General features: G+C 68.1%; 11 protein-coding genes. 5 read left to right on the top strand and 6 right to left on the bottom strand.

Features of this window, described 5'->3' with window-relative positions; translation table 11 throughout:
• Window positions 1-161: 161 nt before the first annotated feature.
• The 5 genes from B3E43_RS14635 to B3E43_RS14615 all read left to right on the top strand — a co-directional run bounded on the left by B3E43_RS14635 (window position 162) and on the right by B3E43_RS14615 (window position 6,244).
• Window positions 162-2,456: a S9 family peptidase gene (locus tag B3E43_RS14635; RefSeq protein ID WP_292030792.1), complete on the top strand. Its 2,295-nt coding sequence runs from the start codon at window positions 162-164 to the stop codon at window positions 2,454-2,456.
• On the top strand, window positions 2,390-4,084 hold the full coding sequence (locus tag B3E43_RS14630) for an amidase (protein ID WP_292030789.1): 1,695 nt from the start codon (window positions 2,390-2,392) through the stop codon (window positions 4,082-4,084). Before B3E43_RS14635 ends, B3E43_RS14630 begins: the two co-directional genes overlap by 67 nt.
• Before the next feature lie 17 nt (window positions 4,085-4,101).
• Window positions 4,102-4,560 carry a low affinity iron permease family protein gene (locus B3E43_RS14625; protein ID WP_292030787.1) on the top strand — a complete coding sequence of 153 codons (459 nt, stop codon included), beginning with the start codon at window positions 4,102-4,104 and terminating at the stop codon, window positions 4,558-4,560.
• Window positions 4,557-4,829 carry a SemiSWEET family sugar transporter gene (locus B3E43_RS14620; protein WP_292030785.1) on the top strand — a complete coding sequence of 91 codons (273 nt, stop codon included), beginning with the start codon at window positions 4,557-4,559 and terminating at the stop codon, window positions 4,827-4,829. The genes B3E43_RS14625 and B3E43_RS14620 overlap by 4 nt, the downstream gene beginning before the upstream one ends.
• A 95-nt stretch (window positions 4,830-4,924) precedes the next feature.
• Window positions 4,925-6,244, top strand: a complete 1,320-nt coding sequence (locus B3E43_RS14615) for a tyrosinase family protein (protein ID WP_292030783.1) — start codon at window positions 4,925-4,927, stop codon at window positions 6,242-6,244.
• A 4-nt stretch (window positions 6,245-6,248) separates the two neighbouring features.
• On the opposite strand, the gene cysC is transcribed toward B3E43_RS14615, so the two are convergent.
• From cysC to B3E43_RS14585, 6 genes are read right to left on the bottom strand one after another with little or no spacing between them, the layout of a single operon-like run.
• Window positions 6,249-8,099, bottom strand: coding sequence for an adenylyl-sulfate kinase (gene cysC, locus B3E43_RS14610; protein ID WP_292030781.1), 1,851 nt, complete (start codon window positions 8,097-8,099; stop codon window positions 6,249-6,251).
• On the bottom strand, window positions 8,099-9,004 hold the full coding sequence (cysD, locus tag B3E43_RS14605) for a sulfate adenylyltransferase subunit CysD (protein ID WP_292030779.1): 906 nt from the start codon (window positions 9,002-9,004) through the stop codon (window positions 8,099-8,101). Before cysD ends, cysC begins: the two co-directional genes overlap by 1 nt.
• Before the next feature lie 38 nt (window positions 9,005-9,042).
• The gene (locus tag B3E43_RS14600; protein WP_292030777.1) at window positions 9,043-9,438 is read right to left on the bottom strand and encodes a RidA family protein; all 396 of its coding nucleotides are present in this window, start codon (window positions 9,436-9,438) and stop codon (window positions 9,043-9,045) included.
• Window positions 9,435-9,857, bottom strand: a complete 423-nt coding sequence (locus B3E43_RS14595; RefSeq protein ID WP_292030775.1) for an acyl-CoA thioesterase — start codon at window positions 9,855-9,857, stop codon at window positions 9,435-9,437. Before B3E43_RS14595 ends, B3E43_RS14600 begins: the two co-directional genes overlap by 4 nt.
• Window positions 9,854-11,458, bottom strand: a complete 1,605-nt coding sequence (locus B3E43_RS14590) for an AMP-binding protein (protein ID WP_292030773.1) — start codon at window positions 11,456-11,458, stop codon at window positions 9,854-9,856. Before B3E43_RS14590 ends, B3E43_RS14595 begins: the two co-directional genes overlap by 4 nt.
• Window positions 11,458-12,624 (bottom strand): acyl-CoA dehydrogenase family protein, encoded by a 1,167-nt coding sequence (locus B3E43_RS14585; RefSeq protein WP_292030771.1) that lies wholly within the window; start codon window positions 12,622-12,624, stop codon window positions 11,458-11,460. Before B3E43_RS14585 ends, B3E43_RS14590 begins: the two co-directional genes overlap by 1 nt.
• Window position 12,625: the final 1 nt, after the last annotated feature.

The following is a 12,625-nucleotide window of genomic DNA, read 5'->3' as shown; positions in this document are numbered from 1 at the left end:
AATTGACGGTTCGAAACACAGCGCAGCACCCGCATCCGGGACGACGGCCTCCTCCTGCGACGACCGCCCCCACGGTCGCGCAGCCGACCACAATTTTTCCGGGCCCACAGTGTACTTTCGCCCCTGTCGTCGCCCCTGTCGTCGCGCCTGCGGAATCGGGGATGACGCCGGCCGAAACCCCCGCTAGCGTCGCCGCCATGCGCAACAAACTCCTCGCCTCCACCCTGTTTCTGGCCGCCCTGTCGCCGTTCACCGCCGTCATGGCGCAAACCCCGGACCCCGCGGTCCTGACGCCCGAACGGGTGTTCGCCAATCCGTCGCTGGCCGGTCCGGTGGCGCGCGGCGTGAGCCTGTCGCCCGACGGCGAGCTGGTCGCCTTCCTGCGCTCGCGCGAAGACGACGTCGATGTGCTGGACCTGTGGGCCGCGCCGACGGGCGAGGGCGAGCCGTTCAAGCTGATCGACGCGCGGGCGCTGGTCCCCGACGCCGGCGAACTGTCCGAGGCCGAGAAGGCGCGGCGCGAGCGGATGCGGATCAGCCAGCGCGGCGTGGTCGAATATTCCTGGGACCAGCAGGGGCGTTACATCCTGGCCCCGCTGGAGGGCGACATCTTCCTCGCCGAGCGTGAAGGCGGGGCCGTGCGCCGTCTGACCGAGACCGAGGCCGACGAGATCGACGCCAAGGTCTCGCCGCGGGGCAATTTTGTCTCCTTCGTTCGCGATCAGGATCTGGTCGTGCTGGACCTGAACGGAAACCGCGAGACGGCGGTGACCACGGACGGCGACGGGCTCATCACCTGGGCCACGGCCGAGTTCATCGCCCAGGAGGAGATGAACCGCGACACCGGCTACTGGTGGAGCCCGGACGAGCGCCATATCGCCCTGCAGCGGACGGACGAGAGCACCGTCGACATCATCCCGCGGCTGGACATCACCGGTGGTGGAGCCAGCGTGATCGAGCAGCGCTATCCGCGCGCCGGGCGGCCCAACGCCGTGGTCGAACTGTTCGTCCATGACCGCGAAAGCGGAGAGCGTGTCCAGGTCGATCTGGGCGAGAACCGCGACATCTATCTGGCCCGCGTGGACTGGTCGGCCGACGGCCGGACGCTGTATGTCCAGCGCCAGTCGCGGGATCAGAAGACGCTGGATCTGCTGAGCGTCGATCCCGATACGGGCGCCTCACGGGTGATCCTGACGCGGACTTCGGACGCCTGGGTGCCGCTGACCGACGACTTCAAGGCGCTGGACGACGGCAATTTCATCTGGTCGTCTGAGGAGACCGGCTGGAGGCATCTGTACCTCTACAACCGCGACGGTCGCCGCATCCGCGCCATCACCCGGGGCGACTGGCCGGTGAAGGGGCTGACCGGCGTCAATCAGCGCACGGGCGAGGTCTTCTTCACCGCCTCGATGCGGGACGGGCGGGAACTGCCGATCGAACAGCAGATGTTCCGCGCCAGCCTGCGCCGGACGGTGACGCCGGTCGCGGTGACGCCGGGCGGCGGCTGGTGGTCGGCCTCCATGAACAGGACGGGCACGGCCTATGTCGGCAACTACACCGACCTGGGCACGCCGGCGCAGTCGGCGCTGTACCGCGCCGATGGAACCTTCGTGCGCTGGATCGAGGAGAACCGGCTGGACGCCGGGCATCCGATCCATCCCTATGTCTCGCGACGCGGTGAGGTGACCTTCGGCACGCTTGAAAGCCATGGCGAGACCCTGGTCTGGCAGATGACCACCCCGCCAGGCTTCGACCCGTCGCGCCAGTATCCCGTGGTCATGCAGGTCTACGGCGGCCCGTCGGGCGGAGGCGTCCGCCGCAGCTGGCAGGGCGCGACCAACCAGCTTCTGACCGAGGCCGGCTACATCGTCTTCCGTCTCGACAACCGCGGCGAGGGCGATCGCTCGGCGGCGTTCAAGCAAGCCCTCTATCTGAAGATGGGCCAGCCGGAGATCGAGGATCAGGTGCTGGCGATCAACTATCTGAGGTCGCTGCCCTTCGTGGCCGATGACCGGATCGCGGCCATGGGCTGGAGCTACGGCGGCTTCATGACCCTGCACATGCTGACCGAGCCGGCGATGAACCTGACCTCGGCCATTTCGGGGGCCCCCGTCACCGACTGGAGTCTGTACGACACCCATTATACCGAGCGGTTCATGTCGACGCCCGAGGCCAACGCCGAGGGCTATGCCGCGTCCGACGTCCTCGATCAGCTGGACAGCCTGACGGGCCGTCTGCTGCTGCTGCACGGCATGGCCGACGACAATGTCATCTTCGAGAACGCCACCCGCGTCATCGACGGCCTGCAGAGCCGCAGTGTCCCGTTCGAGATGATGCTCTATCCAGGCCAGCGCCACGGGGTGCGTGGCAACGAAAGGCAGCTGCAGCAATGGCGGACGTATCTGGACTTCCTGGATCGTACGATCGGTTCAAGGGCGCCCGCCGCGCAGGACTGATTGCGGGGGCGGTCGCGGCGGTAGCGCTCACCGGCTGTGCAACGGCGGGCTCGGGGGACGACCACGTCCCGCTGATCACGGTCTCGCAAGAAAGGCTGGAGGTTAACTCCCATGCCTATGCGGCCTTCCGCGACCGCGCCATCGTCGCTGCTCCGCCAGCGCCATCCCAGCTCAGCATCGCGGTCGTGCGCGCATACACGGATGCGAACACCGGGACCGGTTTGGTTTTCCGCTTGGGCGAGCGAAATCTGGGTCTGGCGGACTATCGCAGCGTCATCGCGCTCGATCCGAATGCCCTCTCGATCGCGACCGTCAACGATCACATCGACCACCTCGTCACGCCGCCGCTCTGGCAGGTGCCGATCCTTCTGAAGGACAATATCGAAACGGCTGATCAGGCGACAACGGCCGGTTCACTGGCGTTGGCCGAAAACGCCCCTGACCGCGACGCGCCCTTGGTGAGCCGGCTCCGCGGCGCGGGAGCTATCATCCTCGGCAAGGCCAACCTCTCCGAATGGGCCAACATCCGCTCGAGCAATTCCATCAGCGGCTGGAGCGCCGTCGGCGGGCAGACGCTGAATCCCTACGACCCCGCGCGCACCCCTTGCGGCTCGTCCTCGGGCAGCGCGGTGGCCGTGGCCATTGGTCTGGCGCCGGCAGCCATCGGCACCGAAACCGACGGCTCGATCACCTGTCCGGCCTCGGTCAGCGGCGTGGTCGGGTTCAAGCCGACGGTGGGGCTGGTCAGCCGCACCCACATCGTGCCGATCAGCCATTCGCAGGACACCGCCGGACCGATCACCACCACGGTCGAGGACGCGGCCATCGTCCTGACCGCCATCGCCGGCTCCGATCCGCTGGACCCCGCCACGGCCGAGGCCGATGCGCGCCGGGTCGACTATCGCGCGGCGCTGGATGCGAATTCCCTGCAGGGCGCGCGGCTCGGCGTGATGCGCTTCCTGATCTCCAACTATTCCGCCGAGGCGCAGGCCGAGTTCGAGCGGGCGCTGGTCAATCTGCGCGCGGCAGGGGCCGAGATCGTCGAGATCACCGAGCCGCCGGCTGAATTCCGCCAGATCGGCGGCTGGGAGCTGACCGTGCTGCTGACCGAGCTGAAGCGCGATCTGAACCTCTATCTGGCCTCGACCGATCCCGCGCAGGTGCGGACCCGGACCCTGGCCGATGTCATCGCCTTCAACGCCGCCGAGCCGCGCGAGACCGTGCTGTTCGGCCAGGACCTGTTCGAGCGCGCCGAGGCGACCGGCGGGCTGGATGACCCGGCCTATGTCGAGGCGCGCGCCCGGTCCTTTCAGGCCTCGGGGCCGGACGGCATCGACCGGATGATGGCTGACAACAGCGTCGTCGCCCTGATCGCCCCGACCACTTCGCGCGCCTGGACCAACGATCCCGACGACGACGACCGGTCGCAGGGATCGGCCAGCCGGCTGGCGGCGGTGGCGGGCTATCCGCACCTGACCGTGCCGATGGGCTTCGACCGCGGCATGCCCGTGGGGATCAGCTTCATCGGCGGCAAATGGGACGACGCCCGCATCCTGTCTCTGGGCCACGCCTATGAGCAGAGGACCCGGGAGCGACGCCCGCCAACGCTGGTGCAACCTTCGTCCTGACGGGCGGTTGACCGGCGATGGAAAAGCAGTTCGTCAAATTCGCGACGGCGACCGCCAGGGTGGCCGGCAAGCCCTGGACGTTCATCGCCTGTCTGGCGATCGTTCTGGGGTGGGCGGCGACCGGCCCGATCTTCAAATTCAGCGAAACCTGGCAGCTGGTGATCAACACCGGCACGACGATCATCACCTTCCTGATGGTGTTCCTGATCCAGAATACCCAGAACCGCGACGGCGCTGCGATGCAGGCCAAGCTGGATGAACTGCTCCACGCGGTGGGCGCCGCCGACGAGCGGTTCATCGGCATCGAGCACCTGACCGACAGGGACCTCGACCGGATCCTGGCCGAGGTCGAGGCCCGCGCCCAGCGACTGCACGGCGACGACCAGATGCCGGTCGTCGCGACCCGCGCTGAGGATCTCACGGCCAGCAACCGGAAAGCGGCCCGGAAGTCTGCCGCGAAGAAGGCGTCCACGTGAGCCTCGCGGCCAACATCGTCGGCACGGCCGCCGCCCTGTGCTCGATCACCAGTTTCGCGCCGCAGATGATCAAGATCTGGAAGGCGCGCGACGCCTCGTCCGTATCGCTGAAGACCTATTCGCTGACGGTGATCTGCTTCGTCCTGTGGACCACCTACGGCGTGCTGACCGGCGCCTGGCCCATCATCGTCGCCAATGCCTGCGCCCTCGTGATGGCCGCCGGCGTCCTGGCGATGAAGTGGCGTTTTGACGGTCCGCGATCGGCCTGATGGCTCGAACAGCTGACAACCTGCGGGCGATGCCGATGGACAGGGCGGTGCGGTTCTGAAAGCGTAACGCCGTTCTGAAGGCGGGGGCCGGATCGATGTTGCTCAACCGACGAGGCGCGCTGGCGGGTGCGGGCGGTCTGATGACGGCCCTGGCGACCGGCGAGGCCTGGGCGCAGGACGCCCGTCGCGTCCGCAAGGCGGCCTCCTCCCTAAGCTCCGCCGACGATGACATCCTGGCCTTCGCCGAGGGCGTCAAGCTGATGAAGCGCCGCTCGGACTCCCTGTCGTGGGAGGCCCAGAATCGGCTCCACGCCCAGCGGGCCGAGCACGGCAACTGGCGGTTCCTGCCCTGGCACCGGCTGCAAGTGGCTCACATGGAGCGGATCATCGCCCAGGTGACCGGCCACACGAACTTCGCCATGCCCTACTGGGACTGGCAGGTGGACCGCTTCCTGCCGCCGTGGGTGCTGGACCCGACCTCACCCCTCTATGAACGCCAGCGCGACCCGGCCACCGAGACCCTCGACTTCCAGAAGGCCCGCTTCGCCCAGAGCCGCGATGTGGCTCGCGTTTCGGACGACAATTTCGACGCCTTCTGCGGCCGCGAGCGGGCGGCGGGCCGGGTCGAGGCCTATGGCCACAACATCATCCACATGCTGGTCGGCGGCCTGATGGGAAGCACCCGCACGGCGGCGTTGGACCCGGTGTTCTGGCTTCACCACTGCAACGTCGACCGGGTCTGGGCGACCTGGCACCAGAAGAACGGCGACCTTGCCTATCCCCGGCCGTGGAAGGACGTCTCCATGTCCGGCTTCACGGGCCCTGACGGCCGTCAGACGGGACGCTGGGTGGCGTCACGGATCACCTCAACGCGCGGTCTGGGATATCGCTACGACGCCCTCTATGCGCCGCTGGTCTTCGCCCTGCCGCCGGGCGCGCTTGGCGGCCCGCCGATATCGACCAGCGAGGTGTCGATCCGGGTCGATGCGGATGCAAGCGACGGCTCCGTCCGGCTGGAACTGCCTGCCGAGATCGTGCGCCAGCTCCGCGAGGCGCCGGGCCGGGTCACGGTCGAGGGGACAGGTGTCGTCGCCTATGAGCGGTCTGAAAACCTCACCGGCCGAGGCATCGCCACCAGCGTGTTCGCTGAAAAGGGCCGGGTCGATCTGGGCGTATCGCCGACCTTCGTCCATTTCGGCGGAGGCGAGGGCGACGATCATTCAAGCCATAGCGGGCACGGCGACTATGCCCACGTTTTCACCTTCGATAGCGCTGTGGTCCAGCTGGCGAGGCTGACGACCGGCCCGCTCGCGATCGTGTCGACAGCGCAGGACCTGCGGCCGGAAGAGCAACGTCCGCCGGTGCGGGCGGTGTCGCTGGAGGCGACGTTGACAGTGACAGAGTACGCCGCCTGAGACCTCAGCCCGGGCGACCCGCCGCCTGGGCTGCTTGGACGAGGGCGAGGATCCGGTCGGCCGCCTCGTCGACTGAACAGGCGGCGGCGTCGATCCGCAGTTCTGGCGCTTCCGGCGCCTCGTAGGGGCTGTCTATGCCGGTGAAATGGCTTAGCTGGCCAGCCCGCGCCTTGGCGTAAAGACCCTTGGCGTCCCGTGCCTCGGCGACCGCCAGCGGGACGTCGACGAAGACCTCGATGAACTCGCCCGGCTCCATCCGCTCGCGCGCCATTCGCCGTTCCTCCCGGAAGGGCGAGATGAAGGCCACCAGCACGATCAGGCCGGCGTCGGTCATCAGCCGCGCCACCTCGGCCACACGGCGGATGTTCTCGACCCGGTCGGCGTCTGTGAAGCCGAGGTCGCGGTTTAGGCCGTGGCGGACGTTGTCGCCGTCCAGAAGCACGGAATGCAGGCCCTCGGCGAGCAGGCGCTGTTCGACGCGGTTGGCGATGGTGGACTTGCCGGCGCCGGACAGGCCGGTGAACCACAGGACGAGCGGCGATTGGCGCTTGAGCGCGGCGCGGTCGGCCCGGCTGACGGTCAGGGCCTGCGGATGGATGTTGGTAGCCCGGCGGAGGGCGAAGCGGATCATGCCGGCTCCGGCGGTCTCATGGGTCATCCGGTCGATCAGGATGAAGCCGCCGAGGTCGCGGTTCATGGCATAGGGCTCGAAGGCGACGGGCGCATCGAGGGCCAGGGTGCACAGGCCGATGTCGTTCAGGCTGAGGGTCGGCGCGGCCAGCCAGTCACCGGTATCGACATTGACCTTGTGCCTCAGGTCGCTGATCCGGGCCGGGACGGTCGTGGCACCCAGTTTGAGCCAATAGGACCGGCCAGGCAGCAGGGGCCGGTCCGACATCCAGACCAGATGCGCCTCGAACTGGTCCGCGACCTCAGGCGGCGCTTCGGTGGAGACGATCAGGTCGCCGCGCGAGACGTCCACCTCCGGGGTCAGGGTCAGGGTCACGGACTGGCCGGTCGAGGCGTCATCCAGGTCGCCGTCCATGCTGACGATGCGGTCTATCGTGGCGCTGACGCCTGACGGCAGGACACGGACGGCGTCCCCGGGTCGGGCGACGCCGGCCACGATCCGGCCCGAGAAGCCGCGGAAGTCCGCGCTCGGCCGGCTGACGCCCTGAACCGTCATGCGCAGCGGGCCAGGCGCGGCCTCGGCCAGGGCGACCGTCCGCAGTTGATCCATCAGACACGGACCGGTGTACCAGGGTGTGAGGGCTTCCGTTGTCGAGACATTGCCCCCTGTCCGGGCGCAGGTCGGGATGGCGGTGACATCGCTCAGGCCGATCGTTTCGGCGAAGGCGCGGTAATCGTCGACGATGGTCTCGAACCGGTCCTGCGATCCCTCGACCAGATCCATCTTGTTGACCGCAAGCACAACGCTGCGGACGCCCAGCAAGGCCAGTAGCCGACTATGCCGTCGGGTCTGGGTCAGCACGCCCTTACGCGCGTCGATCAGGACGATGGCGAGGCCCGCCGTCGAGGCGGCGGTCACCATGTTCCGCGTGTACTGCTCATGCCCTGGCGTGTCGGCCAGGACAAAGCGACGCTCGCCGATGTCAAAGAAACGGTAGGCGACGTCGATGGTAATGCCCTGCTCGCGCTCGGCGGCCAGACCATCGACGAGGAAGGACAGGTCCGGCGCGCCGTCGATATCGGGCAGGGTGGTCATCTGGTCGGACGGGATGGCGCCGGCGTCGTACAGCAGGCGGCCGATCAGGGTCGACTTGCCGTCATCGACCGAGCCGCAAGTGATCAGGCGGACGATCTCTTTCGGGCCATGGTCATGCAGCGCCGCCATCAGAAATAGCCCTCGCGCTTCTTCTGCTCCATTGAGGCCGACGGATCGTGGTCGATGGCCCTGCCTTGCCGTTCGGACACCGACGCCTCGCGGACCTCCCGCACAACGGCCTCGAGTGTGTCGGCGTCGCTGTCGACCGCGGCGGTCAGGGGCCAGCAGCCGAGGGTGCGAAAGCGGATGCGACGCATCCTTGCGGCTTCGCCGGGCCGCAGGGGCATGCGGTCGTCGTCGAGCATCAGCAGGGCGCCGTCGCGCTCGACCACCGGACGATCGGCGGCGAAATAGAGGGAGGGCAGGGCGATGTTTTCGCGCTGGATGTAGCGCCAGACGTCCAGTTCAGTCCAGTTCGACAGGGGGAAGGCCCGGACCGACTCTCCGTCACTCAGACGGGTGTTGTATAGACTCCAGAGCTCCGGCCGCTGGCGTTTGGGATCCCAGCCGTGCGCTGCCGTGCGCACCGAGACGACCCGCTCCTTGGCCCGGCTCTTCTCCTCGTCGCGGCGCGCGCCGCCAAAGGCGGCGTCGAACCGGTGCAGGTCCAGAGCCTGCTTCAGGCCCTGCGTCTTCCACAGGTCGGTATGAACGCTCGCTCCGTGATCGAACGGGTTGATCCCGTCTGTCTCGGCCTCGGGATTGCGATGGACCAGCAGCCGCATGCCCGCCTCGGCCGCTGCCTGATCGCGGAAGGCGTACATCTCGCGGAATTTCCACATCGTATCGACGTGCAGCAGCGGGAAAGGCGGCGGGGCCGGGAAGAAGGCCTTGCGCGCGAGGTGCAACAGGACCGCGGAATCCTTGCCGCCGGAAAACAGCAGCACGGGCCGTTCGCATTCGGCGACGACCTCCCGGAAGATGTGAATGGCCTCGGCTTCGAGAGAACCAAGGACGTCGTCGTGCAGCCGCATGCTCTAGCTGTGGCCCCGGAATCGCGCGGCGCCAAGCCTCACGCGGGGATGACGGCTGTGGTCTCGATCTCGATCCGCGCCGCGTCCTCGATCAGGCCCTTCACCTCGACGACGGCCATGGCCGGATAGTGCGGGCCGATCAACTCACGCCAGATCGCTCCGATCTCCCGCAACGCGTCGAGGTATTCGCGTTTGTCGACGATGTACCAGGTCATCCGGACGATATGCTCCGGACCGGCACCGGCCTCGGCAAGGACCGCGAGTGTGTTCTCGATCGTCTGGCGGAACTGCCCGGCGAAGCCGGTCTCGACAAACACGCCTTCGGGCGCCCAGCCGATCTGGCCGGCGACGAAGACCATCCGGCCACCGGCCTCGATACCGTTGGAATACCCCTTGGGCCGGGGCCAGCCTTCGGGCAGCAGGACACGGTTCATGCGGGCGTCTCCACGAAGGGGGCGATGCGGGCGCGCAACGCGTCGGGCCATGGCTCGGGCTTCAGCGACGCGCCGACATAGACGATGGTCTGGGTGGCTTCGAAGCGGAGGTCCGCGCCGGAGGAGATGCGGTGGCGTAGGGTGCAGGACGCGCCTCCCAGGCGCGTGACCGTCAGGGCAAATGTCAGTTCATCCTCCAGCCGCGAGGGGGCGATGAATCGGGCTTCGACGGCGGCGGTGGGGACGCTGACGTGGCGCTCGACATGCAGTTCGCGGAACGAGGCCTGCAGCGGTCCGGCGAACCAGTCCTCGACGACCCCGTTCAGCATCTCGAAATAGCGGGGAAAGAAGACGATGCCGGCGGCGTCGCAGTCGGCGAAGCGGACGCGCCGTTCGGTGGTGAAGATCCGGCCGGTCATGCGTCTGCCTTCAGCCGGAAGCGTTGCAGCTTGCCGGTCTGTGTCTTGGGCAGGGCGTCTACGAAATCGAGGGCTCGTGGGTATTTGTAGGGGGCGATGATGCTTTTCACGTGGTCCTGCAGGGCGATCCGCAGTTCATCAGTGGCGGAGTGGTCCGGGTTGAGGACGACAAACGCCTTCACGATCTGGCCGCGCTCGGCATCGGGGACGCCGATGACGGCCGCCTCGGCCACCGCTGGGTGTCGCAACAGGGCGTTCTCCACCTCGGGCGCGCCGATGTTGTAGCCGGAGGAGACGATCATGTCGTCCGACCGGGCCACGAACCAGAAATAGCCGTCCTCATCGAGGCGGTAGACGTCGCCGGTCAGATTCCAGCCATCCTGCACATAGGCCGCCTGCCGCTCGTCATACAGGTAGCGGCAGCCGGTCGGACCACGCACGGCCAGCCGCCCGGTCTCGCCGGTCGGAAGTGTCCGACCCTCAGCGTCGATGATCCGCGCCTCATAGCCGGGGACGGCCTTGCCGGTGGCGCCCGGGCGAATGGCGTCGCCCGAGGCGGAGATGAAGATGTGGATCATCTCGGTCGAGCCGATGCCATCGATGATGCGGACGCCGGTGGCCTCGTGCCAGGCATCGGAGGTGGCGGCGGGCAGGGTCTCGCCGGCGGAGACGCAGGTGCGCAGGCTCGACAGGTCGTGGTCGCCGGCCAACTTGAGCAGGGCGCGATAGCCGGTCGGGGCGGTGAAGAGGGCGGTCGCCTTCTGACGCGCGATGGTCTCGGCGAGGGCGTCGAAGCCGGGCCGGGGGGCGAAGGCGGTGGTGGCGCCGACTGCGGCGGGGAAGACTACCAGTCCTCCGAGTCCGAAGGTGAAGGCGATCGGCGGGGTGCCGACGACGATGTCGTCCTTCGTCAGGCCGACGATGTGGCCGGCGAAGGTGTCGGCCATGGCGAGAATGTCGCGATGGAAATGGACGCAGCCCTTCGGCTTGCCCGTGGTGCCGGAAGTGAAGGCGATCAGGGCGGGGTCGTCGGCGGCCGTGTTCACGGCGTCGAAGCGGAACCCCATCGGCATGGCCTGTGCGGCCTTCTGCAGCGCGGTGGAGTCCATAACCTGCGTCAGCGACGGCGAGGTTTCACGCGCTTCGTCCACCACCTCCTTGAACGCCGCATAGACCAACGCATGGCTGATCTGTGCCTTGTCGATCACCGTCGCCAGCTCGGCGGCGCGGAGCATGGGCATGGTGGCGACCACGACGCCGCCGGCTTTCAGGATCGCGAACCAGGCCAACACCGTCCAGGCCGAGTTCGGCCCGTGCAGCAGGACGCGATTGCCGGGGACCAGGCCCATGTCCTCGACCAGCACACTCGCCATCCGGCCCGAGATCGCATCGACGCGCGTCCACGAAAATTCATGGTCGAAGTCGATCAGGGCGCGGGCGTCCGGACTGGCGGCGTCAATCGCCCGGCGCAGCAGTTCGGTCGCGGCATTGAGCCGGTCGGGGTAGGCGAGCTCGGGCAGGCTGAAAATCAGGTCGGGCTGCTGGTCCGCTGACGGCAGGTGGTCAAGGACGAACCGGTCGATGTGCGCGCTGGTCCCCATCAGGCGCCTCCACCCATGGCAGCGAGCGCCTGTCGGGCGATGACGATCTTCTGCACCTCGGACGCGCCTTCGTAGATGCGCAGGGCGCGGATCTCGCGATACAGCCGCTCGACCGGATGGCCCGAGACGACGCCGAGCCCGCCGAACAGCTGGACGGCCGCGTCGATGACCGCCTGGGCTTCGTCGGTGGCGTAGAGCTTTGCCATGGCGGCCTCGCGGGTGACGCGCGGCGCGCCCTGATCCTTCAGCCAGGCGGCGCGGTAAATCAGCAGGGCCGAGGCATCGATCTTCAACGCCATGTCGGCCAATGAAGCCTGTACCAGCTGCAGGTCGCTCATGGGCGCGCCGAACAGTCGGCGGTTTGTCGTCCGGTCCGCGGCCTCGTCGAAGGCGCGGCGAGAGAAGCCGAGGGCGGCGGCGGCGACGGTGGATCTGAATACGTCTAGCGTGCCCATGGCGATGCGGAAGCCCTCGCCGGGCTGGCCGAGCAGGCGGTCGCCGTCGATGCGGCAGTTGTTGAACCGGATCGTGGCCAGCGGGTGGGGCGCCATCAGGGGGATGCGTTCGACGATCTCGAAGCCGGGCGTGTCCGCATCCACCACGAAGGCGCTGAGGCCCTTGGCGCCGGGCGCCTCGCCGGTGCGGGCGAAGACGGTGTAGCGGTCGGCGAGACCACCGTTGGAGATGAAGGTCTTGGTCCCGTCCAGCACCCAGTGGTCGCCGTCGCGGCGGGCGCTGGTGGACAGGGCGGCGACGTCGGAACCGGCGTCGGGCTCGGACAGGGCGAAGGCGGCGATGGTCTGGCCCGAGGCGACGCCGGGCAGCCAGCGGGCCCTCTGGTCGTCCGTGCCGAACAGGCTGATCGGACCCGAGCCAAGTCCCTGCATGGCGAAGACGAAGTCGGCGAGGCCGGAGCGGCGGGCGAGGGTCTCGCGCGTCAGGCACAGGGTCCGGACGTCCAGCTTGCCGTTGGCGCCGGGCACCGCGTTGTTCAGCCACCCGCTCTCAGCCAGCGCCTTGAGAATGGTGCGGCAATCGCCGTCGAGGTCGTGGTCGCCGTGCAGGCCGATGGCGTCCGTCGCGCCGACCCAGGCGTCCAGTTCGGCGGCGAAGGCGCGGTGGCGGTCGTCGAAGAAGGGCCAGTCGAGGAAGGTGCGATCGCCCATG

Origin of the sequence: Brevundimonas sp. UBA2416 (genome assembly GCF_002343105.1) — a bacterium.
Lineage (GTDB): Bacteria > Pseudomonadota > Alphaproteobacteria > Caulobacterales > Caulobacteraceae > Brevundimonas.
This window is presented reverse-complemented; position numbering and strand designations above follow the sequence as displayed.